At 45.4% G+C, this 23,855-nt stretch carries 18 protein-coding genes; all 18 read right to left on the bottom strand.

What is annotated here, in order from left to right:
• Nucleotides 1-2: 2 nt before the first annotated feature.
• The 18 genes from mraY to EL341_RS04010 all read right to left on the bottom strand — a co-directional run bounded on the left by mraY (nt 3) and on the right by EL341_RS04010 (nt 23,855).
• Nucleotides 3-1,085, bottom strand: a complete 1,083-nt coding sequence (gene mraY, locus EL341_RS04095; protein ID WP_074820064.1) for a phospho-N-acetylmuramoyl-pentapeptide-transferase — start codon at nt 1,083-1,085, stop codon at nt 3-5.
• Nucleotides 1,079-2,455 carry a UDP-N-acetylmuramoyl-tripeptide--D-alanyl-D-alanine ligase gene (gene murF / locus EL341_RS04090; RefSeq protein ID WP_074820066.1) on the bottom strand — a complete coding sequence of 459 codons (1,377 nt, stop codon included), beginning with the start codon at nt 2,453-2,455 and terminating at the stop codon, nt 1,079-1,081. The genes mraY and murF overlap by 7 nt, the downstream gene beginning before the upstream one ends.
• The gene (gene murE, locus EL341_RS04085; RefSeq protein WP_126467074.1) at nt 2,452-3,951 is read right to left on the bottom strand and encodes a UDP-N-acetylmuramoyl-L-alanyl-D-glutamate--2,6-diaminopimelate ligase; all 1,500 of its coding nucleotides are present in this window, start codon (nt 3,949-3,951) and stop codon (nt 2,452-2,454) included. Before murE ends, murF begins: the two co-directional genes overlap by 4 nt.
• On the bottom strand, nt 3,938-5,707 hold the full coding sequence (gene ftsI, locus EL341_RS04080; protein WP_047780161.1) for a peptidoglycan glycosyltransferase FtsI: 1,770 nt from the start codon (nt 5,705-5,707) through the stop codon (nt 3,938-3,940). The genes murE and ftsI overlap by 14 nt, the downstream gene beginning before the upstream one ends.
• An 82-nt stretch (nt 5,708-5,789) precedes the next feature.
• Nucleotides 5,790-6,110: a cell division protein FtsL gene (gene ftsL, locus EL341_RS04075; protein ID WP_047780160.1), complete on the bottom strand. Its 321-nt coding sequence runs from the start codon at nt 6,108-6,110 to the stop codon at nt 5,790-5,792.
• Nucleotides 6,107-7,048 carry a 16S rRNA (cytosine(1402)-N(4))-methyltransferase RsmH gene (gene rsmH / locus EL341_RS04070; protein ID WP_047780159.1) on the bottom strand — a complete coding sequence of 314 codons (942 nt, stop codon included), beginning with the start codon at nt 7,046-7,048 and terminating at the stop codon, nt 6,107-6,109. The genes ftsL and rsmH overlap by 4 nt, the downstream gene beginning before the upstream one ends.
• 3 nt (nt 7,049-7,051) lie before the next feature.
• Complete coding sequence (mraZ, locus tag EL341_RS04065; protein WP_047780158.1) at nt 7,052-7,510, bottom strand: division/cell wall cluster transcriptional repressor MraZ; 459 nt, start codon at nt 7,508-7,510, stop codon at nt 7,052-7,054.
• A 541-nt stretch (nt 7,511-8,051) separates the two neighbouring features.
• Nucleotides 8,052-9,062: a catabolite repressor/activator gene (gene cra / locus EL341_RS04060; protein WP_047780157.1), complete on the bottom strand. Its 1,011-nt coding sequence runs from the start codon at nt 9,060-9,062 to the stop codon at nt 8,052-8,054.
• A gap of 405 nt (nt 9,063-9,467) precedes the next feature.
• Nucleotides 9,468-9,959, bottom strand: coding sequence for an acetolactate synthase small subunit (gene ilvN, locus EL341_RS04055; RefSeq protein ID WP_047780156.1), 492 nt, complete (start codon nt 9,957-9,959; stop codon nt 9,468-9,470).
• A 2-nt stretch (nt 9,960-9,961) separates the two neighbouring features.
• Nucleotides 9,962-11,680 (bottom strand): acetolactate synthase 3 large subunit, encoded by a 1,719-nt coding sequence (gene ilvI, locus EL341_RS04050; protein ID WP_126467072.1) that lies wholly within the window; start codon nt 11,678-11,680, stop codon nt 9,962-9,964.
• A 413-nt stretch (nt 11,681-12,093) separates the two neighbouring features.
• A complete protein-coding gene (locus tag EL341_RS04045; RefSeq protein WP_047780154.1) occupies nt 12,094-13,893 on the bottom strand; it encodes an AMP-dependent synthetase/ligase in 1,800 nt (599 codons plus the stop codon).
• A gap of 309 nt (nt 13,894-14,202) precedes the next feature.
• Complete coding sequence (gene cybC / locus EL341_RS04040) at nt 14,203-14,589, bottom strand: cytochrome b562 (RefSeq protein ID WP_074820076.1); 387 nt, start codon at nt 14,587-14,589, stop codon at nt 14,203-14,205.
• Nucleotides 14,590-14,726: 137 nt separating this feature from the next.
• Nucleotides 14,727-14,993, bottom strand: a complete 267-nt coding sequence (locus tag EL341_RS04035; RefSeq protein ID WP_114986280.1) for a PAAR domain-containing protein — start codon at nt 14,991-14,993, stop codon at nt 14,727-14,729.
• Between the two features lie 3 nt (nt 14,994-14,996).
• A complete protein-coding gene (locus EL341_RS04030; RefSeq protein WP_114986279.1) occupies nt 14,997-16,223 on the bottom strand; it encodes a hypothetical protein in 1,227 nt (408 codons plus the stop codon).
• Between the two features lie 29 nt (nt 16,224-16,252).
• Nucleotides 16,253-18,697: a T6SS effector phospholipase Tle3 domain-containing protein gene (locus tag EL341_RS04025; protein WP_126467070.1), complete on the bottom strand. Its 2,445-nt coding sequence runs from the start codon at nt 18,695-18,697 to the stop codon at nt 16,253-16,255.
• 4 nt (nt 18,698-18,701) lie between these two features.
• The gene (locus tag EL341_RS04020) at nt 18,702-19,970 is read right to left on the bottom strand and encodes a T6SS immunity protein Tli3 family protein (RefSeq protein WP_126467068.1); all 1,269 of its coding nucleotides are present in this window, start codon (nt 19,968-19,970) and stop codon (nt 18,702-18,704) included.
• On the bottom strand, nt 19,970-21,238 hold the full coding sequence (locus EL341_RS04015; RefSeq protein WP_126467066.1) for a T6SS immunity protein Tli3 family protein: 1,269 nt from the start codon (nt 21,236-21,238) through the stop codon (nt 19,970-19,972). The genes EL341_RS04020 and EL341_RS04015 overlap by 1 nt, the downstream gene beginning before the upstream one ends.
• A gap of 133 nt (nt 21,239-21,371) precedes the next feature.
• Nucleotides 21,372-23,855 (bottom strand): T6SS effector phospholipase Tle3 domain-containing protein, encoded by a 2,484-nt coding sequence (locus EL341_RS04010; RefSeq protein WP_126467064.1) that lies wholly within the window; start codon nt 23,853-23,855, stop codon nt 21,372-21,374.

The raw sequence follows: 23,855 nt of genomic DNA, 5'->3' as shown, positions 1-23,855 counted from the left end.
TATTACCGCACCTTGAGCGTAGCTAAGCCAATTAATACCAGCATTAATGAGATAATCCAGAAACGCACAATCACTCGCGGTTCTGGCCAGCCTTTCAATTCATAGTGGTGGTGAATCGGCGCCATGCGGAAAATACGCTGACCGCGCAGTTTGAACGATCCCACCTGCAAAATTACCGACAGGGTTTCAACGACAAATACCCCACCCATAATCACTAATAAGAATTCCTGACGCAGCAGTACCGCTATCACACCCAACGCACCACCCAAAGCAAGGGAACCCACATCGCCCATAAATACTTGCGCCGGGTAAGTATTGAACCACAGGAAACCTAGCCCCGCCCCGACAATCGCGGTGCAGAAAATCACCAGTTCGCCAGCGTGACGAATATAGGGAATATGTAAATAGTTAGCAAAATTGACGTTACCGGTCGCCCAAGCCACCAAACTAAAACCGGCGGCTACAAACACCGTTGGCATGATAGCCAGACCATCTAAACCATCAGTCAGGTTAACTGCGTTACTGGTACCCACAATAACAAAGTAAGAAAGCAGGATATAAAGCACGCCTAACTGCGGCATAATATCTTTAAAGAACGGAACCACCAGCTGCGTTGCTGGTGTGTCTTTACCAATGGCATACATGGTAAACGCGACAATTAAGGCGATCACGGATTGCCAAAAATATTTCCAGCGCGCTATCAACCCTTTGGTATCTTTACGTACCACTTTGCGATAGTCATCAACAAAACCAACTACCCCATAACCCAGCAGGACAAACAACGAACACCAGATATAAGGATTGCTTAAGTTAGCCCACAGCAGCACAGAAACAGTGATCGATACCAGAATCAGGATACCGCCCATGGTTGGCGTACCACGTTTACTGAAATGAGATTCCGGACCATCATTGCGTACAACCTGACCAATTTGCAGTTTTTGCAAGAAGGCAATCAAGCGAGGCCCCATCCACAAAGAGAGGAATAACGCGGTCAGCAGACTCACGATAGCGCGAAACGTCAAATAAGAAAAAACGTTAAAACCGGAATAAAATGAAACCAGATGTTCCGCCAGCCATACTAACATTGTGCTATCTCCTGTACTCTGCGTACTACCTGCTCCATTGCGGCACTACGTGAACCTTTGATTAAAATTGTCATGACCGCATGCTCAGATAGCAATTCACCCAGACGTTTAGCGACAGCCTCTTTATCCCTAAAGTGCTCACCATTACCGCTTTCCATACTTATCATTTCACTTAACTGACCAACGCTTAATACTTTATCGACGCCAGCAAGACGCGCTGCCTCACCAACCTGACGGTGGCAATCTTCAGCTTCATCACCTAATTCCCCCATATCGCCAACTACCATCACACGATAGCCCGGCATGGAAGCCAGCACCTGTGCGGCCGCGGTCATCGAACCCACGTTAGCGTTATAGGTATCATCCAGTAATAGCTTGCCTTCACTTAACTGAACCGGGAACAAACGGCCTGGAACCGCTTTAAGCAGGGACAACCCCTGTTTAACATTCTCTAATGTGGCACCAACGGATAGGGCTAATGCCGCCGCGGCTAAGGCGTTTGCAATATTGTGCTTACCCGGCAAAGGCAGCTGTACCGCGATATTGCCCATGGGAGAATGCAGTACAAAATCCGTTCCCTGATGATTGACCACCACATCCGTGGCATAAAACTCAACGTTTGCGGTCTGCCCGGCAGAAAAACGCCATACTTGCTTATCCGCCAGCAAAGACTGCCAACCGGTTAAATCATTGCTGTCGGCATTAATAATCGCTACGCCATGGGGCGGTAATCCTTGAAAAATCTCACCCTTAGCTTTTGCCACGCCAGCCAGAGAACCAAACCCTTCCAAATGCGCCGACGCTAAGTTATTGACCAGCGCAGTTTCAGGATGGGTCAACGCCGTAGTATAGGCAATCTCACCACCATGGTTGGCACCCAGCTCAACCACGGCAAACTTATGTGCTTTCGTCAGGCGTAATAGCGTGAGAGGAACACCGATATCGTTATTAAGATTACCGGCGGTATATAGCACGCTACCGCACTGCTGCAAAATCGTCGCGGTCATTTCTTTAACGCTGGTTTTACCGGATGAACCGGTCAGCGCCACTACTCTGGCCGTCACTTGCTGTCTGACCCAAGCACCTATTTGGCCTAAGGCAATACGTGTATCGCTCACAACAATCTGCGAGACATCCAACGGTAAATGCTGACTCACCAATAGCGCTCCGGCACCGGCTTTAAGCGCATCAGCCGCAAAATCATGAGCATCAAAACGCTCACCTTTTAATGCGATAAACAGGCAACCATCAACGATCTTGCGGGTATCAGTAATCACATCCGTTATCTGACGGCCGGTAATGTCGGTGGTAGAGGCAATTAATTTACCCTCCACCACGTTAGCCAGTTGAGTCAGCGTTATTGGAATCATGCCATGACTCCTGCTGCTATCCCCAGCAGATTAGCGACCGTTGTGCGATCGGAATAGTCCAAACGGCGATTACCGATTACTTGATAGTCTTCGTGACCTTTACCCGCGATCACCACAACATCATCGGCTTTAGCCTGCATCACCACACTGGTTACCGCCTCAGCACGACCATGAATCACATGGGCATGGCCAGCATCAACAAATCCGGTCAAGATATCTGCCACAATCGCTTGTGGATCTTCGCTACGGGGATTGTCATCAGTGACAATCACTCGATCGGCAAACTGTTCAGCAATGCCGCCCATCAGTGGGCGCTTACCGCGATCTCTGTCACCGCCGCAGCCAAACACGCACCAAAGCTGACCTTTACAATGCAGTCTCGCCGCTTCCAGCGCTTTTTCTAATGCATCTGGAGTGTGGGCATAATCCACCACAATCGTCGGTTTTCCCGGTGCAGTAAACACTTCCATACGACCGCATACCGGTTGTAAACTGGATGCAGTTTCAATTAAACCGCTTAATTCATAACCTAAAGCCAGCATGGTGGTTAATGCCACCAGAAGATTACTGACGTTAAATTTCCCCAGCAGTCGGCTTTCAATCACACCGCCGCCCCAACTGGAATCAAACTTAACCGTTGCACCATTATCGTGATAAGACACTTCCAAGGTACGCAACCAACGCCCTTGCCAGCCGACAGGAAGATTATCTTCCATGGTCACTGCGATGGCATTGGGCATATCGGCAATGCGACGTAATCCAACCGCATCATCCACGTTAATAATCGCTTCACCCACCTGATGCTGATTAAACAGCAGCCACTTAGCCGCTTCGTATTCTTGCATCGTGCCGTGATAATCAAGATGATCGCGGCTAAGGTTGGTAAAAGCAGCAGCGGCAAACTTCAGTGCAGCAACACGGTCCTGAACCAGACCATGGGAAGACACTTCCATGGCGGTAAACGTCGCGCCCTGCTGAGTTAAATCGCTTAATTCATGCTGTACATCAATCGCTGAACCGGTGGTATTCTCCGTCGGTATAACATGGCCCAGCAGACCATTACCCACGGTGCCCATCACCGCACTGCGTTCACCCAACAGTTGCCCCCATTGAGCCAATAGCTGAGTGGTAGTAGTTTTACCATTGGTTCCGGTTACGCCAACCAAACGCATTTTTTCCGACGGTTGCTGATAAAAACGACCAGCCAACGCGGACAGATGTTTATTCAACTGTGCAATGTAAATAATCGGTACGCCGTGGGACATGGCTACAGAACCATCGATTGCTTCGCCCTCCGCTTCAGCAATCACCGCACTAACGCCTTGAGCGATGGCCTGAGCGATATAACGACGCCCATCAACTTTATGCCCCTTAATCGCAAGAAACAGATCCCCGGCGGCAGCCGTTCGGCTATCCAAGGTCATCTCTTTTAACTTGCGCTCAGGAACCTGAATATTCCACGGAGCGAGCAGATCGCTTAAATTAAGATCGGCCACTGGTAGCTCCTTTCTGGTTAATCACTAATTCGTTTTTATCATCCACGGGCAATGCATCTGGTTCGATGTTCATGGTCCGTAAAACCCCGCCCATAATGGCACCAAAAACCGGCGCTGAAATAGCACCGCCGTAATACTGACCGGCGCTTGGATCGTTGATGACAACAACCAATGCATAGCGTGGTTTACTGGCCGGAGCGACTCCAGCAGTATAGGCAATATATTTATTTATGTAGCCGCCATTAGGACCAACTTTTTTCGCGGTCCCGGTTTTAATCGCAATACGATAACCTTTGATTGCTGCCTTGGTACCACCACCGCCCGGTAAGGCTACGGCCTCCATCATATGCACCACAGTACGCACGGTACTTTCAGGGAAAATACGTTTTCCCTGTACCGGTGGGTCGACTTTAGTAATGGAGAGAGGGCGATAAACACCGAAGCTGCCCATAGTGGCGTAAGCACGCGCTAACTGTAATGGCGTAACCATTAGCCCGTAACCAAATGAATAAGTCGCTCTTTCAATATCAGACCAGCGCTTTCTTTGTAAAAACAGACCGCTGCTTTCGCCGACTAATCCCAGATTAGTTGGTTTGCCCAAGCCAAAACGAGAGTAGGTATCCACTAACGCGTCCGATGGCATATCTAACGCTAAATGGGAAACCCCGACGTTACTGGATTTTTGCAGAATACCGGTAATGGTTAACTCAGGATAAAGCGCCACGTCTTTAATTTCATGGCCATTTACCCGATAAGGTCGGGTATTCAATACTGAGTTTTCTTTAATAATGCCCCGATCCAACGCGGTCATGACCACCATCGGCTTAACCGTTGAACCCGGTTCAAACATATCGGTAATCGCCCGGTTACGGAAGAAATCCTCCGGCGTACCGACCCGGTTATTCGGGTTATAGGACGGGCTGTTGGCCATTGCCAGAATCTCACCGGTATTCACGTCAACCAATACCGCGGTACCCGACTCGGCTTTATTCAAAGCAACCGCATTACTTAACTCACGATAAACCAGTGCCTGTAAACGCTCATCAATACTTAAGGTCAGGTTGTGGGCAGCCTGACTGTCAACCGAGGAGATATCTTCAATCACTCGGCCAAAACGGTCTTTACGTACCGTACGCTCACCTGATTTACCCACCAGTTTATCTTCAAAGCTTTTTTCAATGCCTTCCAAGCCGCTATCATCAATATTGGTAAAACCGACAATATGAGCGGTTACCGGGCCAGCGGGATAGAAACGACGTGACTCACCTTTTAGATAGATACCAGGCAGCTTGAGTTTACGAACATACTCTGCGGTTTCAGCATTAATCTGGCGCGCTAAATAGACAAAACGCCCCCTTGGATTGGCGTTAATGCGTTCGCTAAGTTTTTCTAACGGCATACCCGTGACATCCGCTAGCGCTTTCCAACGCATATCCGGCGAAATACCGCCACGTTCATTGAGTTCTTTCGGATCGGCCCAGATAGCATTAACCGGTACGCTTACCGCCAATGGACGACCAAAGCGGTCAGAAATCATGCCTCGAGCGGTAGGGACTTCCTGAACGCGCAAAGAGCGCATATCGCCCTCTTTGACCAATCTATCCGGTTCAATCACTTGTAGCCAGGCAGCCCGAGCCATTAGGCCAAACATCGCCAATAGAATAAACAGACAAAGCAAACCAAAACGCCAGCTTACAAAGCCGGTTTCGTTCTCTGGACGCTTGATCTTAATTTTATTGGTTCGTGCTGTTTTCATGTAAGTTTATTAGCCACCGTGATTTATCATTTCGTTTATCGGATAAATATTCATCCATTAACGTTTACTGACTCCAGCTACTCTATTTCTGGATAACAATTTGTTCCTGATCGGGCGTAACGTGTTGCATTTGTATTTTTTCATTAGCCAGACGTTCTATTCGGCTATGGTCGCCCAGGGCATTCTCTTCCAGAATCAGGTTACGCCACTCAATTTCCAATGCTTCACGTTCTAAAATCAACTGCTCCCGCTCGGCAGTGAGTAAACGTGTACGATGGCTGGATAACACCACGGCCATCGCTGAAACTAAAACCAGCACCATAAAAATCAGCGGCAATTTGGCGTGACGTAATAGGTCATCACCAATAATGCTGACTAAGTTATGGCGCTCATTTGGAATCATTCCGCCGTCCTTTCGGCAATGCGTAGAACCGAACTACGTGCCCGCGCATTATCGGCGACTTCACGTTCTGACGGCATCATTTTGCCCAGCGCCTTTAATTTTCTACCGCCGTGCTGCTTCAACTGCTCTTCCGTTAATGGAAGCCCAGCCGGAACCTGTGGCCCTTTGCTATGCTGACGAATAAAGCGTTTAACCATCCGGTCTTCCAACGAGTGGAAACTGATAACCGACAGTCGGCCACCTTCTGCCAATACATCCAGAGACCCATCCAGTGCACGCTCGATCTCTTCCAGCTCGCTGTTAATGTAGATACGAATAGCCTGAAAGCTTCGAGTCGCCGGGTGTTTATGCTTGTCACGAATCGGTGTGGCAGTGGCAATTAATTCGGCCAGTTCACGGGTTCGGGTTAACGGCTGTTCGCGATTACGCTCCACAATGGCGCGCGCGATACGCTTGGAAAAACGTTCTTCACCAAAGGTTTTTAATACCCAGGCAATATCTTCTTCTTCCGCTTTCATCAACCATTCCGCCGCAGACAAACCGCGGGTCGGATCCATACGCATGTCCAGCGGCCCATCACGCATAAAAGAAAAACCGCGTTCGGCATCATCCAACTGCGGCGAAGAAACCCCTAAATCGAGTAACACGCCATTTATCTTGCCTTCCAGATGCAAATCGCGCATATATTCAGCTAAATCGGAAAAAGGACCGTGGATAATGGAAAAACGGGGATCGTTGATGGTTGAAGCGGCTTCAATGGCCTGAGGGTCACGGTCAATGGCGATCAAGCGCCCTTCCGGCCCCAGTTGAGATAGAATCAGGCGCGAGTGTCCACCACGGCCAAAAGTACCGTCAATATAGATACCATCTTGCCGAATGCTTAAGGCGTTAACTGCTTCATCCAAAAGCACCGTGGTGTGCTGATAGTTATTCAACATAAGTTATAATGAAAAATCCTGTAACCGCTCTGATAAAGGTGAGTTGGCAGATAGCTCAGCCTCAATATCTTGTTTAACTTGTTGATACCAGTTGTCTTCACTCCACAATTCAAACTTATTGAATTGACCAACCAGCATCACTTCTTTTACCAAGTCCGCATGTTGTCGCAATGTATTAGCAATCAACAAACGACCGGCATTATCCATCTGACACTCACTGGCATGACCTAACAGCAAGCGTTGCACGCGACGCTCAACCGGATTCATACTGGAAAGCTTGGATAATTTTTGCTCAATCTTTTCCCATTCAGGTAAGGGGTAAAGCAACAGGCACGGCTGATGGAGGTCAATGGTACAAACCAATTGGCCTTCACATCCATCCAGCAATGAATCCCGATAGCGAGTAGGGATTGCCAGACGCCCCTTACTATCAAGATTTACCGTTGTTGCTCCACGAAACATGGGCTGGTCACTCCTTAGCGACAAGTTTTACCACTTTACCCCACAAATCCCCACTTGAATAGAGTTTACGGAGGGTATTAAAAGATTGTCAAGACGAAGTACCAATACTTTTCCTCAAATAGAGGCTAATTTTGTCACCAGAAATAAATTAAAACCGTGTTTATTTAAAATAAATATAAATAACTCTATGAATAGTAATGTTTATTTTATTCGAGTGATAAACGAAGTGTTAGCAGTGATACATTTTGGCAATCAATTAATAAAATTTCCGTTAATTCAAAAAATATGCCTCAACAACCACAATGCTATCTGAATGAAGTGAACGAGGGAGAATATATTAGGCGCGTTATTCTAATCGGGGATGAATCATTGGCTTTAGCGTTTAATCGTAACATAAAGTAACGCCAGTCTGTTACTCGCCGATCCTATGGCAATATCGTAAAAAGCAAAACAGAGAGTTAATCGCTAACTCTCTGTTTTATTAATAACTTTAAGCGGTAAATCTATCAAAAATTGTATAATCAGGCTGTTTTTGAGATTTTTATGACTGAACCCTGCTTAAACAACCACGTCGGAACAGGCTACGACGAATGCGCGTTAATCCCGGCTTTGGCTTCTGAGTTTCATCAATGCTTGCCAACACCAGCTCAAGTACCCGCTCAGCAACTTCCCGGTGACGCTGGGCTACGGACAAGACCGGACACTCAAGAAAATCCAATAGTTCATTATCACCAAAGGTGGCGATAGCCAGATCTGAGGGTAAATGCCCCTGCTTTTGCAGAATCACATCCATCACGCCCTGCAACAGAGCAAATGACGTGGTGTAGATCGCCTGAGGAATCGGATTAGATTTCAGCCATTGGCCAAATGCTTCAGCAGCTGATTCGCGCTCATAACTGTTAGCATATAAATAGCTTACTGGGCGTTTGTCATCTTTCCATGCCTGACGGAAGCCCTGCTCACGCAATTGGCTAACGGATAATTCGGGTAATGCCCCGATATAGGCAACGGTTTCCGCTTTAAAAGTCCGGAATTCTGAAGCCAGCATTTCGGAGTCTTCATAGTCAGCACCGACCACACTAATGAAATGCTCACGATCTAACGCACGGTCAAGGGCAATAATCGGTAATGGGCTATTAATCCAACGCTGATAGAAAGGATGCTCCGGCGGTAACGCCGTCGAAATAATTAATGCATCAACCTTACGTTGCAGTAAATGTTCTACACAGCGCATTTCATTGTCGGGTTGGTCTTCCGAGCAGGCAATCAATAACTGATAGCCCCGCTGACGCGCCTGACGCTCAAGATAATTAGCAATCCGCGTATAACTGGTATTTTCTAAATCTGGAATAACCAAGCCGATAGAACGAGTACGACCGGCACGTAAACCGGCAGCAACGGCATTGGGTTGATAATTATGCTCCCGGACTACCGCCATGACTTTCTCAACTGTTTTATCGCTCACACGGTATTGTTTAGCTTTGCCATTAATTACATAGCTAGCAGTCGTGCGTGAAACGCCAGCGAGACGCGCAATTTCATCCAGTTTCACATTAACCCCTTAAGTATTATTTCGCCCTGTCATTGGAGGCTGAATAGCTATACTAATACAAATAACTTTCAACAAGGTAGATCTAACCCAAGATATAACAATTGAGCAAGGGCTTAATCCATTCAGTCAGTTTAATACAAAATAAAAAGCTCTACATCGGGTAGAGCTTGGGACTTTTTCAAATTGGGCCTAACGAGTATTCCGGCTGTAAAAACCTGTATAAATATCACCTAAGTGCTCAGCCGGAAAACCATCAGTACTCAGCAACGACTAGCGTCGGGCCTGGAATGGCTACGGGCACTCCGGCAGCTTTCGCTGCTACGACCCCCACGCCATTCCCTCCCTCCGATTGAGTGTATGTCAGTAGACTACTTTTTTACTTCTTCGCCCCCAACACACCTCAACCTAGCGCATAATCCGCTCACCGCGACCAACGCCCACCAAACCAGAACGAGCGACTTCAACAATCTCTCCCGCTTCACGAATGGCAGCTAAAAACGCATCCAGCTTACCGCTGGTACCGACTAATTGGACGGTATACAGGGATGAGGTCACATCAACAATTTGCCCACGGAAGATATCCGCGCAGCGTTTAACCTCTTCTCTGCCCTCACCAGAAACCCGCAGCTTCACCAGCATGATTTCCCGTTCCACACAGTCGCTTTCCGTCAATTCAGTGACTCGCAACACATCAACCAGCTTATGTAGCTGTTTTTCAATCTGTTCGAGAACTTTCGCGTCCCCTTTAGTTTGAATCGTCATACGAGATAACGTTGGATCGTCCGTTGGCGCAACGGTCAAACTTTCAATGTTGTAGCCACGTTGGGAGAACAGACCAATAACGCGAGACAGAGCTCCTGACTCATTTTCCAGTAATACCGATAATATACGGCGCATGATCAGCTCCTCTCCGTTCTGCTTAACCACATTTCATCCATCGACCCGCCGCGAATCTGCATAGGATAGACGTGTTCTCTTTCATCGACGGCAACATCAACAAACACCAGCTTATTTTTAACCGCTAATGCTTCCGCCAGTTTACTTTCCAATTCTTCCGGCTTGCTAATGGATATACCGATATGACCATAAGCTTCTGCAAGCTTGATGAAATCAGGTAACGAATCCATATAAGAATGGGAATGACGACCAGCATAGATCAGATCCTGCCACTGCTTAACCATACCCAAGAATTTATTATTCAGGTTCAATACGACAACCGGCAAATCATATTGTAGCGCCGTAGATAACTCCTGAATATTCATCTGAATACTACCGTCACCGGTCACGCAAACCACCGTCTCTTGCGGTAGTGCCAGTTTGATCCCCAGAGCCGCCGGTAAGCCAAAGCCCATGGTGCCCAAACCACCAGAGTTAACCCAGTGGCGAGGTTTATCGAATGGATAGTAAAGCGCAGCAAACATTTGGTGTTGGCCAACGTCTGACGCGATATAGGCTTTACCTTCGGTTAAACGATACAGGGTTTCAATAACCGCCTGAGGCTTGATGCGATCGCCGCCTTTATCGTAGGCCAATGAGTTTTTAGTGCGCCATTCATCAATGCGCGCCCACCAGCCATCCAGATTTTCAAATTGCTGAGATGCATCGCGCTGCTTCAGCAAGTCCAACATCTGATTTAATACCTGCTTGGCATCACCAACAATTGGAACATCCGCGTTAACCGTTTTAGAGATCGATGTTGGGTCAATGTCGATATGCAAAACCGTCGCGTTCGGACAGTACTTCTCTAAATTATTGGTGGTACGATCGTCAAACCGCACTCCAACAGCAAAAATCAGGTCACAATGATGCATAGTCATATTGGCTTCATAGGTGCCATGCATACCTAGCATCCCGACAAAATGCTTATCGGTTGAAGGGAAAGCTCCCAGCCCCATCAACGAACTGGCTACCGGTAGATTGAGTTTTTCCACCAGCGTTTTCAATTCCACATCACAGGCCGAAGTAATCGCCCCACCGCCAACATAAACCACCGGGTTCTTGGCTGCCAATAACATCTGTAGCGCACGCTTTATCTGCCCGCGATGACCCTGTATCGTTGGGTTATAAGAACGCATTGAGATTTGTTCTGGGTAAGAATACGGAATTTTAATCGCCGGATTAAGAATATCCTTCGGTAAATCAACTACCACAGGCCCAGGTCGACCGGTACTCGCAACGTAAAACGCCTTTTTCAGCACGCTTGGAATATCTTCCGCATTCTTCACCAGAAAACTGTGTTTTACCACTGGGCGAGAAATTCCCACCATATCGCATTCCTGGAAAGCATCGTTACCGATTAGCGACGTCGGTACCTGCCCGGAAAGAACCACCAGTGGAATAGAATCCATGTACGCCGTTGCAATACCAGTTATCGCATTGGTGGCGCCCGGACCAGATGTCACCAGCACCACGCCCACCTCACCGGTCGCGCGAGCAAAACCATCCGCCATATGCACCGCAGCCTGCTCATGACGCACCAAAATATGATCGATGCCACCCACCGTATGCAGCGCATCGTAAATATCCAGTACCGCGCCCCCCGGATAACCAAATACATGTTTAACGCCTTGATCGATCAGCGATCGGACAACGATCTCAGCTCCTGACAACGACTCCATGGGGCTCTCCTCCAGGTTATTTTATGTTGTGTTCACTGGCGATTTATCGCCATCGAATTATTTATAGGGTTTTACCCATGATTATATTGAATTATGACCGTTGGTCTGCCAATCAAGAGCAGTCATTCTGATAAATCATTTCCCTGTATAAACCGCGATAACGTCAGATAAAAAATAGCCAACGGACAGCTTATTACCATACCGTTGCTTTCCCACGCTGGCAAAGGCAATTTTATGTCCGACGCAAGAAAGTTTATCTGAAGGCTAACAGATTGTTTATTGAAGCAATTGAATTTTAGATAGGATAAGAGCCGCTGTAACGGCTCTATAGGGAATGGGCATAAACAGAAAACGGGTCAACACCGCACTTACCATCGGTGGAACTTCCCAACTGATGCTAAAAAATGGCGTGATTATTCCCGATACATCTTCTCTATTTCGCTCTGATAGCGGTTTAATATCACTTTACGACGCAGTTTAAGCGTTGGGGTAAGCTCCCCCTGTTCCATGCTAAAAGCATCAGGTAGCAACGTAAAACGCTTCACCTGTTCAAAACGCGCCAACTCTTTCTGCAATTCATTCAGCCGTTTTTCAAACAGCTCAACAATATGGCTATTGCGTAGCAGCTCCAAACGATCTTTATAAATCAGATTCATTGAATGGGCATACTCTTCCAGACTGGCAAAACAGGGCACAATCAGCGCTGAAACAAACTTACGCGCATCTGCGACAACAGCGATTTGGTCGATAAAGCGATCCTGCCCTAACGCCCCTTCAATCGCCTGTGGAGCAATATACTTGCCGCACGAGGTTTTCATTAAATCTTTAATTCGTTCGGTAATAAACAAATTACCACATTCATCCATCATGCCGGCATCACCGGTCTTTAACCAACCGTCGCTGGTGAATGCCTCGGCGGAAGCCTGTGGACGATTGTAATAACCACGCATCACGATTGGGCCACGAATCTGAATTTCATTCTCTTCGCCAATGCGTACATCAACGCCCGGTAGCGGTCGACCAATCGAGCCAAAGCGGAAACCGGTTTCTTCCCAGCAGGAAACCGTTGCACAGGTTTCTGTCATGCCGTAACCATAGGTGATATGCAACCCAACCGCGTGGAAAAACAGAATAATATTATCATCCAACTTTGCCCCGGCAGCCGGTAAAAAGCGCACATTACCGCCTAATATACCCCGTAGCTTGGTTAGCACCAGCTTATCGGCCAAACGATGACAGACTGACAGCAGTGGGTTCAAACTTTTGCCCTGATGCTGAGCCCAGAATTTACGTTGACCACACCAAATCGCTGCGCGGAACAAGCCTCTCCGATGCCACGGCGCCTGAGCAACTTTGTCATGAATCGCCGAGAACACTTTTTCATAGAAACGAGGAACCGCACACATCACCGTTGGTTTAACATCCGACATGGCTTCACGCACTGCCGCAGTATCACGCAGATATACGTTCTGCGCCCCGGCGTGCATCACATACAAACTCCACGCTCGTTCAAATACGTGAGAAAGAGGTAGGAAACTAAGAGAGACATCCTCAGCACTCACCGTCAGACGTTCATCATGCAGGCAAAACTGGGTAGCCAGATTGCGATAATCCAGCATCACGCCTTTTGGCTCGCCTGTCGTGCCGGAGGTATAAATCAGGGTAAACAGATCGTCAATATTTCGATCGTCAATACGCGACTGCAATTCGGCTAAATGGCTGTCATCCGCTAATCGACAAAAATCATCAAGATGAATAGCGATATCGCAATCACCTAAATCAATCTGACTATCGAAGGCAATAATGCGCTCTAACTGAGGACAAAGCTCACGGATGGTTAACGCCGCATCCATCTGAGCCTGCGCACCAACAAACAGAGTACGCGCTTGTGCATCGTTGATCACAAACGCAGACTGGGCAGGGGTATTCGTTGAGTAAATCGGCACACCGATAGCACGTAAATGCTGGATAGATAAATCTGTGATGGCCCAATCCATACTATTAGTAGCAAAAATAGCAACACGATCCTGAACTTGTACGCCGGTACTCAACAGAGCTCGGGCAATCAAGGAAATGCGTTCGCCAATTTGTTGCCAGCTCAGGGCGTTTTCCTGATGCTGGTGCCATTCCCTGAAAGCAATCCTGTCCGGATTTTGTTGAATACGATCTTGTACCCGTGCGACAGGATGAAATTGCTCAAGAGTTTGGTTCATAAAGTTGTTTCTCATTTCAGCTTACAGCTGTTCGCTGTTTTTATGATGGGCAGTCTACATTTTCTTTCTCATGGGTCAATGAAAATTCATTGAATATGCAAAAGCAGTAACAAACTTTAACTAAGTTGACAGAGATAGAAGAAAGTCAGTCCGGGGAAATTTTTCAGAAAAAATGGAAGGGGTGTTTATCTTTCAGACAATATAGCGGCAATCAGGATAAGCATACATCTTAACCCCTGAATAACCGCTTTCAGGTATAGATACCGCCATACTTTCACAGAAACGGCGGTGTCTCTTCACGCAATACGATTACTTATACTTTTGGTGATATTCGTTACGCGTCATTTTGAACTGTTGCGCCGCTTCTTTGGCCTTATCTAATTGACCCGCATCGGCTAATGCTTTAGCACCGTCAATTTCCCCCATCAATACATCTAATCCATGGCGATAGTCTTTCATACTGGCACTATCTTTATCCTGACCTTTCAGCTTGTCCGGTACGCCCTGTTGAGCTTTAGTGGCGGCGTCCTTCATTGCAGCCAATCCCTGCTTAAACTCATCAGGAGAGTTGGTGCTTAGAATCGTGCCGTAATTTTTAGCAATCACCATCATCTGATCTTGTACTTCATTAGCCTGACTTAGTGTACTGACGGATACCAACGTCATACCAATCAGCATCGCTAACCATTTATTCATGACATGCTCCTAATTATATTATTAATAAAATCCAATTTATTCGAATTATAAGAATAAGCATGGTTAATAAAAAAATAAAGATAATGCCAAGAATAGTTAACTGCTTAAAATTAAAAGCAGGTGTAGAAAATAAACTATCAATTGATTGCTGAAGTCGTGGACTGCCCAGCAATCAACGTACAACCACATCCGGCCTGAAAACCCTGTAGCGCAACCTGCTGGCCTGCCATCTGGATACTGCAACTATCCGGTAAAATAGCCGTGATGCCGTGCCCTGAAATCGGGCAAGAAACCAAATCCCCCACCAAAGCAACGGTGATGCCTTTAATTTTGATCGTAGAGCTGGCACTGATAACCTCACCGCCATGGCTGGTTTTATCACCAAGGCAAATCAAATGTCTCATAACTTATCCTTGTAATTTAGGATCATTCAACAACAGTATCCATAATTCTTGCTGATGAGAGATCATGACTAACTGTGGTCCCGTTCCCATCGTCTGATTAGCCTCGTGATGAAGATCCAAGGTCTTTTCAATCGCCAAACTCAACAACAGCCAAGGTGAGTTATCTGCCAACAGACCGAGATAGTCTTCAAGGAAAAAAATACGATTCGCGACTCCCTGCTGCTTAAAGTTCATACCCGCTAAACTCAATGACTGCACCACCTCTCCGCGTTTATCTTCCGGTAAACCAACCATCCAGCAGCAGGATACGTCATCCAGACGATGTGCCCCGAAATGATTTAACTGTGATAAATCTTCAGATAAATCATCCAGCGTTGTCGGCAATGGGCGGTACAAGGTTGCCACAGGTTGATAATGCTCCGGGTCGGTATACCAATCTGGTGGGGCCAGCAATAACATTTGCACGCTTTCTGTATGTTTCAAACGCTCGGCTGGTCCCAGATGAGTCATCACCAACAAGCGGAAAGTTTTATTATGCTGATCTATCCATTCACCTAAACGCGCAACACCACATTCATCTGACTTCACGAGCTGTAACGAATAGGGTTGTTCAAGCCCCGCCAGACGCCAAGCGTTATCCCAATCAGTGCTGGCATCATAAGGATCTAATGCGCCTGAGAGTATTATCTCCAATTCACCTTCATGCTGAATCTGTAGCAAGGACGATTTTATGTTATTTAGCAACATCACCCAGTATTGAACGTCCCGAGGCGTGGACGGCAAGTTATCCGCTATGGCATCTTTATCAACAATTGCCCGGTTCTCCCCCGGCATAAATGGTGCTTTCAGCGTTGACTCGCCGCGGATTCGCGCTGCCAAATGCTCATGAGGGGTAATGGTAGCGCCATCCATCACCGTCAAATGGCGTTTTGCCCATTGACGATGCCGATGATAAACATTTTCAATTTCTCTATCCCAGGCATCAACAAAGTTATCCTTCCCCCAATGCCAAGAGAGGCGAAGCATAAACGTTAAGATAAAAACCAGTAATGGAATTAAAACTAACCTGATACCAAAAGTGAAATTAGATTCATTAGGAAACTGCGACCAAAATGCCAGAATTAACGCACTACCGCCTAACATAACAATGAAAAACCACAGTGCCCAGCGCCAAAATTTCAATGAAGCGGGTCGCTGCTGACGACGAATCTCAGGGATTGGCCATGACATAATCGACATCCTTATAGAAATATGGAGTGTTATTTACCGTTATCCTGACGATTATCAATATCAGAATGCTTTGAATAAGCCGCAGCGGCGGCTTCAACCAACTGTTTCATTTTCTGCACCGTGCTTGCCTGCACTTTGTCAGCATATTCACCACAGCTTTCTAATCCTTTCTCAATCATTTCGTTAATCGCCTTCCCTTGCGCCATGGCGATTTCGCTATTTAACATTTGCGCTTTTCGAGATTCTTCCATACCGCTTTTTACGCCACTTTTTACGCTGTCAATACCGGAACCAATCGCGTCAATAGTTGCTCTGGCGCCCTCCATTTGCCGCTGTCCCTGCTCTATTTCTCGCTCGCCGATATCAACCAGAATACGATTAATACCCTGCGCCATTTTTTTGATACCCAATATTGGGATGGTTTCCCGATCCAACCCTTCAGGCATTTCACCTAAACTATCGCGGGTTAAAAACAGTGCCCCGCTATCCCTTACCCCTTCAGCATTAAATTCAGCGGCAGGATCGTAAGCCTGTTTAGTCAATGTGGGATTAAAATAAGGATCGGACTGAGTCCAGTCGGCTAATTTATGCAGATAAACCCAAAACTCCCGATCGCGGTATAGGGTGTTTATGCCGATAGCCAAATCGTAAGACAGGATATTGGTGACAATTTCTGGGTAGCTAGGGTGATCGAGAATATCGCTGTGGTCGGTTGTTGCTCCCTCTATTTTATTTATACGTTCACGATACTCCTCTTCAGACTCTTCCACTTGTTTAATACTAAAAGTGCCTTGATAGGGGATATCGGTCATCAGTTTCTGTGCGTGGGGACTATAAATGTAGTCAACCTCCGTCCAACTCTTTTTAGGCATATCATTGAGCAGGTAAGGGAGATCCCGTTCAGAAGTGCTTTTGATTAGGTTTTCGGTATGTTGATCGTAACTTGATTTATCTTCTATTTTTTCATCCCGCTTAGCTAAATGAAGATATAAATCTTCAGATGGATCTTCCTCAACAGTCTTTCTTTCGTTAAGTTTAGGAGCATTCACTTTCACCCGCCGATCTTTAGGATCGTTATAAATGGGAACAAATCCCCCCTTCTCGTTTTTATTATAGCTATAGTTGATGGCTAAAAATCCGGAGGTGGGAAGCGCAACCAAGGGGTTACCAAAAACAGCGCTACCTAAAAAAATAGCACCGCTCTCAGTTTCCGACAGGCGAAAACGCACTCTTTCCGGCTCTGGGTGCCAGAACTGCCCATCAATATGGACACTGGAAAAATCAAAATAATAATTAGTATCCAGCCCGACTTTTTCACCACCGGCAAACGCCCGCTGATAAAAGTTGGGCATACTATTAAGTAATTTATCATCAGCAATACCCTGCCAGCCAATGCCCTCCACCGCTGACACGCCTATTACCCGATCGTGAACACAAAAGTTAAGAAACACCTTACCGCGGTTATCGCGCTGGTTATTTTCATCGTAGTTTTTACCGGCAATCAGCGGTTTGACTTTATTCCACAGTGCCTTTTCAGAAAACGGTTTCTTGCCAGTAATCGGATGAGGTGATGTAAACCCCTGCTCAATTTTTTTAGCAAAATTTTGCAGGGTGCGCTTGCGTGCTCCCACAGTAGGAATACTAAAGTCAAAATTATTAGAGGCTAAAACCAGATAAGACGTATAATCCAGCGCATAAGGGGGCTGATTTAATAGCACGGTATCCGCCGCCCGGGTTTTCACCATTAGTTGGGACAGCAAACCAATCATATTACCCTGACTATGACACACCAGATTAATGGTTTGCTGGTAGCCGCCGGGCTGTTTGCGAATCGTATCGATTAGAAAAGCCAAGCGCTGAGCAGCATGCACCATATAGTGGCGCGGTGGGCAGTGGTGTACGGTACGCCCCTCCACTGGATTAATCCGTTGGGGATCGATAAAGCCAATTAAATCCTGTACCCCAATCCCATACATATCTTGCAAGGTTGTGGTGCCGTTCTGAAATGGGCCACCGCCCCAATAGCCATTGCCTAAATCGTCCTGCCGCAGGCTAATATCATACTCTTCGGTTTCATCCGGGTGAGACTGGTAGCCCCAATAAAAAGGGATCACCGGAGAATTAAATTGTCCTGCTTTGATCTTTTCAAGATTGGGGGATGACTTTTTATTAATTACATCATCACCGTCTTCAGGATTATAATAAACGTTTGGTACTAATTGTTCTGCATGCCCTTCTCGCCCTAATCTTAAATTTAACCCCGCACAAAAATTCGCTTCAGCATTTCGGTACCACTCTCCTTCACTATTCACCCCATGGACAAAAATAATAATTGATGGCAGCATCGATAAATAAATATCTTCCGTTACTTCTTCACTGTCCTCCTGAGCCAAAGAACAACTTTTTAACTTTTCACAGGAGTTATACGAAACCGGTTTTAATCTACTCATATGCGCATTATTATAATAGCTCATAGCATTATTCCTTTAAGGCCGAAAGGGGTTTACACTGGGTTTCAATCCAGCCAGAGGGAGTTTTGGCATTTAAGATTTCATTTATATCTAAATCAGCTACTGCTTCTAATTTAATAAAGTTATCATTATTTTTTATGCGATACAGTTTGTTTTTTAACACATCCACGTAAATATAAAAATCTTTAGTATCATTTCTTTTTTTATCAATGGTTAAATCTTTCCCGAAATACCTAACATCCATATTACGCATTTCGTCCAAGGAATCTATTTTTCTAAACCCTTCAATTACACCATCATGTGAATGACTATCTAAATCATTTAAAAAAAAGAAAGTTTTACCCGAAACAATATAACGTTTTAAAGTAACACCATCATACCTATTATCAAGCTTCCAATGTTTTCCTGCATCTCTCGAAGTATAATAAGTCCGTCTATTTCCGGGCATATACTCAAATAAAGGAAATAATAAATAAGAGTGACCATTAATTATTACTGGTGATGGAATGTGGCCATAGCGTGGGACATTAAAATACCCTAACCGACTGCGAATATTATTTTTACTATCATTATAAAAAATCTCACCATTGGTATTGCAACTCTCCCCGTCCGATAAATAACTAAAATAACGTTCATTATCTATTTTATACAGCAGTTTCTCTATTTTTCTATCATCATAAACCCGCTGTCCCTGCTTATCGGCCACCATCATCGATATATCCAGGCACATCATCTTATTCCAACCGGAAGGTGTAGTAACTTCAGGAATTTTTCCTTCTTTATCAATATTCTGATGCCTTGCCCTAACAACTCCCTGAGTGAAGGTATCTATTTGATTATTCCCGCCGTACCATTTTTTTTGCCATGTTTGTCCATAGTCATCAGAAAAATAGAAGGGGGCTGAAGACTGTAAATCTCCCCGCGCAGTTGGAAACCCTAAATATTGTTCACCGTCAGTAAAGAAATAGTTATAACTGGTTTTACCCTGCCCCACCCGGCTATGAATTCCGCGGGTTATATCGTGATACCAAAATTCCCCACCCCGTTCACACCGCCCCTCACTGGCGAACATGGTAAAATAGCGATTGCGGTCAATAACATAGACCAGCTTGACGGCAAAGGCCTGTTTTTTCGCTTTCTCTGCCGCCACCTGCGCTTTTTTTACGTCCTGTTGCCAGTCTAAATAATAGTTGATGCCTTTATTGAATAAAAAGACAACCGCAATAATCATCGCCACTAACAGAACGGCTTTAATAAATAGATTAACCTTAGTCATTAGTTCTGTTCCTTTAAGGCCGAAAGGGGTCTACACTGAGTTTCAGCCCAACCAGAGGGGGTTTGGGCATGAATAATTGCATTGATACTCAAATCAGTAACCGGCTCTAATATAGTAGAGTTATCATTTTTTCTTATTCTATAAGCATCGTTACTTAATGTATTTAAGTATATATCAATATCTTCAAGGCTATTTATTGCCTTCTTATCAAAGGTTATATCTCTTCCTATAAAACGAAGGTTTACTTTATCTTTTATATAAGCAGGATATTTACTAATTATTAAATCAATATCTGACTTATCACTTAAATCGTTTAATACAAAAAGCGTTTTATCTAAAGCAATATAACGACTTAAAACCACACCATCAGAACGTTTAGTAAGAAACCAATCTCTCCCAGCATTTCTTGATACATAGAAAGTTCTTTTACTACCTGATGCATATTCATATAACGGTAAGAAGAGATAAGAACGACTATTTATAATTAATGGCGTAGAAAAAAAACCATCACCTCTGGCATTTAAATACCCTAACCGACTGCGAATTCCATTATGACTATCATTATAAAAAACCTCACCATTGGTATCACAACTTTCCCCATCCGATAAATAACTAAAATAACGTTCATTATCTATTTTATACAGCAGCTTCTCTATTTTTCTATCATCATAAACCCGCTGTCCCTGCTTATCGGCCACCATCATCGATACATCCAGGCACATCATCTTATTCCAACCGGAAGGAGTCGTAACCTCAGGGATTTTTCCTTCTTTATCAATACCCTGATGTATCGCCCTAACAACTCCCTGAGTGAAGGTATCTATTTGATTATTCCCGCCGTACCATTTTTTTTGCCATGTTTGTCCATAGTCATCAGAAAAATAGAAGGGGGCTGAAGACTGTAAATCTCCCCGCGCGGTTGGAAACCCTAAATACTGTTCACCGTCAGTAAAGAAATAGTTATAACTGGTTTTACCTCCTCCCACTCGGCTATGAATTCCGCGGGTTATATCGTGATACCAAAACTCTCCCCCTCGCTTACAATCGCCCTCGATAGCAAACATAGTAAAATAGCGATTGCGGTCGATGACATAGACCAGCTTGACGGCAAAGGCCTGTTTTTTCGCTTTCTCTGCCGCCACCTGCGCTTTTTTTACGTCCTGTTGCCAGTCTAAATAATAGTCAATGCCTTTATTGAATAAAAAGACAACCGCAATAATCATCGCTACTAACAGAACGGCTTTAATCAATAGATTAACCTTAGCCATTAGTTCTGTTCCTTTAAGGCCGAAAGGAACCACAGTGCCCAGCGCCAAAATTTCAATGAAGCGGGCCGCTGCTGACGACGAATCTCAGGGATTGGCCATGACATAATCGACATCCTTATAGAAATATGGAGTGTTATTTACCGTTATCCTGACGATTATCAATATCAGAATGCTTTGAATAAGCCGCAGCGGCGGCTTCAACCAACTGTTTCATTTTCTGCACCGTGCTTGCCTGCACTTTGTCAGCATATTCACCACAGCTTTCTAGCCCTTTCTCGATCATTTCGTTAATCGCCTTCCCTTGCGCCATGGCGATTTCGCTATTTAACATTTGCGCTTTTCGAGATTCTTCCATACCGCTTTTTACGCCACTTTTTACGCTGTCAATACCGGAACCAATCGCGTCAATCGTCGCCTTACCTTGCTCCAAAGCAATTTCACCCTGCAGAACTTGCGCTTTACCGTATTCTTCCATACCGACTTTCACGCCGTTTTGTATACTGTCAGCAGTGGTTCCTATCTCGACGATAATACGATTAATACCCTGTGCCATTTTTTTGATACCCAATATTGGGATGGTTTCCCGATCCAATCCTTCAGGCATTTCACCTAAACTATCGCGGGTTAAAAACAGTGCCCCGCTATCCCTTACCCCTTCAGCATTAAATTCAGCGGTAGGATCGTAAGCCTGTTTAGTCAATGTGGGATTAAAATAAGGATCGGACTGAGTCCAGTCGGCTAATTTATGCAGATAAACCCAAAACTCCCGATCGCGGTATAGGGTGTTTATGCCGATAGCCAAATCGTAAGACAGGATATTGGTGACAATTTTTGGGTAGTGTGGGTGATCGAGAATATCGCTGTGGTCGGTTGTTGCTCCCTCTATTTTATTTATACGTTCACGATACTCCTCTTCAGACTCTTCCACTTGTTTAATACTAAAAGTGCCTTGATAGGGGATATCGGTCATCAGTTTCTGTGCGTGGGGACTATAAATGTAGTCAACCTCCGTCCAACTCTTTTTAGGCATATCATTAAGCAGGTAAGGGAGATCCCGTTCAGAAGTGCTTTTGATTAGGTTTTCGGTATGTTGATCATAAGCATCTAATATCTCTTGGCCTTTTTCTCTTATTTTCAATTTAACAACTAATTCTACACCATCAATTTTATTATTTACTATTGGAGCATTTACTTTCACCCGCCGATCTTTTGGATCGTTATAAATGGGAACAAATCCACCTTTCTCGTTTTTATTATAGCTATAGTTGATGGCTAAAAATCCAGAGGTGGGAAGCGCAACCAAGGGTCTACCAAAAACAGCGCTACCTAAAAAAATAGCACCGCTCTCAGTTTCCGACAGGCGAAAACGTACTCTTTCCGGCTCTGGGTGCCAGAACTGCCCATCAATATGGACACTGGAAAAATCAAAATAATAATTGGTATCCAGCCCGACTTTTTCACCGCCGGCAAACGCCCTCTGATAAAAGTTGGGCATATTATTAAGTAATTTATCATCAGCAATACCCTGCCAGCCAATGCCCTCCACCGCCGACACACCTATTACCCGATCGTGAACGCAAAAGTTAAGAAACACCTTACCGCGGTTATCGCGCTGATTATTTTCATCGTAGTTTTTACCGGCAATCAGCGGTTTGACTTTATTCCACAGTGCCTTTTCAGAAAACGGTTTCTTACCGGTAATCGGATGAGGTGATGTAAACCCCTGCTCAATTTTTTTAGCAAAATTTTGCAGGGTGCGCTTGCGTGCTCCCACGGTAGGAATACTAAAGTCAAAGTTATTAGAGGCTAAAACCAGATAAGGCGTGTAATCCAGCGCATAGGGGGGCTGGTTTAATAACACGGTATCCGCCGCTCGAGTTTTCACCATCAGTTGGGACAGCAAACCAATCATATTGCCCTGACTATGGCACACCAGATTAATGGTTTGCTGGTAGCCCCCAGGCTGTTTGCGAATCGTATCGATTAGAAAAGCCAGACGCTGGGCGGCATGCACCATATAGTGGCGCGGCGGGCAGTGGTGTACGGTACGCCCCTCCACTGGATTAATCCGTTGGGGATCGATAAAGCCAATTAAATCCTGTACCCCAATCCCATACATATCTTGCAGGGTTGTGGTGCCGTTCTGAAATGGGCCGCCGCCCCAATAGCCATTGCCTAAATCATCCTGTCGCAAGCTAATATCATACTCTTCGGTTTCATCCGGATGAGACTGATAACCCCAGTAAAAGGGGATTACCGGGGAATTAAACAGTCCTGCTTTAATCTTTTCAATATTTGGCGATGACTTTTTATTAATCACATCGTGACCATCAGCAGCGCTATAATAATCATTAGGTGTTAGTGCTCCTGAATGCTCCTCGCGGCCTAATCGCAAGTTTAATCCTTGACAAAAATTTTCCTCGGCGCGTTTATACCACTCACCCTCACTATTCACCCCATGAACAAAAATAATAATCGACGGTAGCATCGACAAATAAATATCTTCCGTTACCTCTTCGCTACCCTCCTGAGCCATAGTACAACTTTTTAATTTTTCACAAGGATTATACTCAACCGGTTTTAATCTGCTCATATGCATATTATTATAATAGCTCAT

This window comes from Pragia fontium (assembly GCF_900638655.1).
Taxonomy (GTDB): domain Bacteria; phylum Pseudomonadota; class Gammaproteobacteria; order Enterobacterales; family Enterobacteriaceae; genus Pragia; species Pragia fontium.
This window is presented reverse-complemented; position numbering and strand designations above follow the sequence as displayed.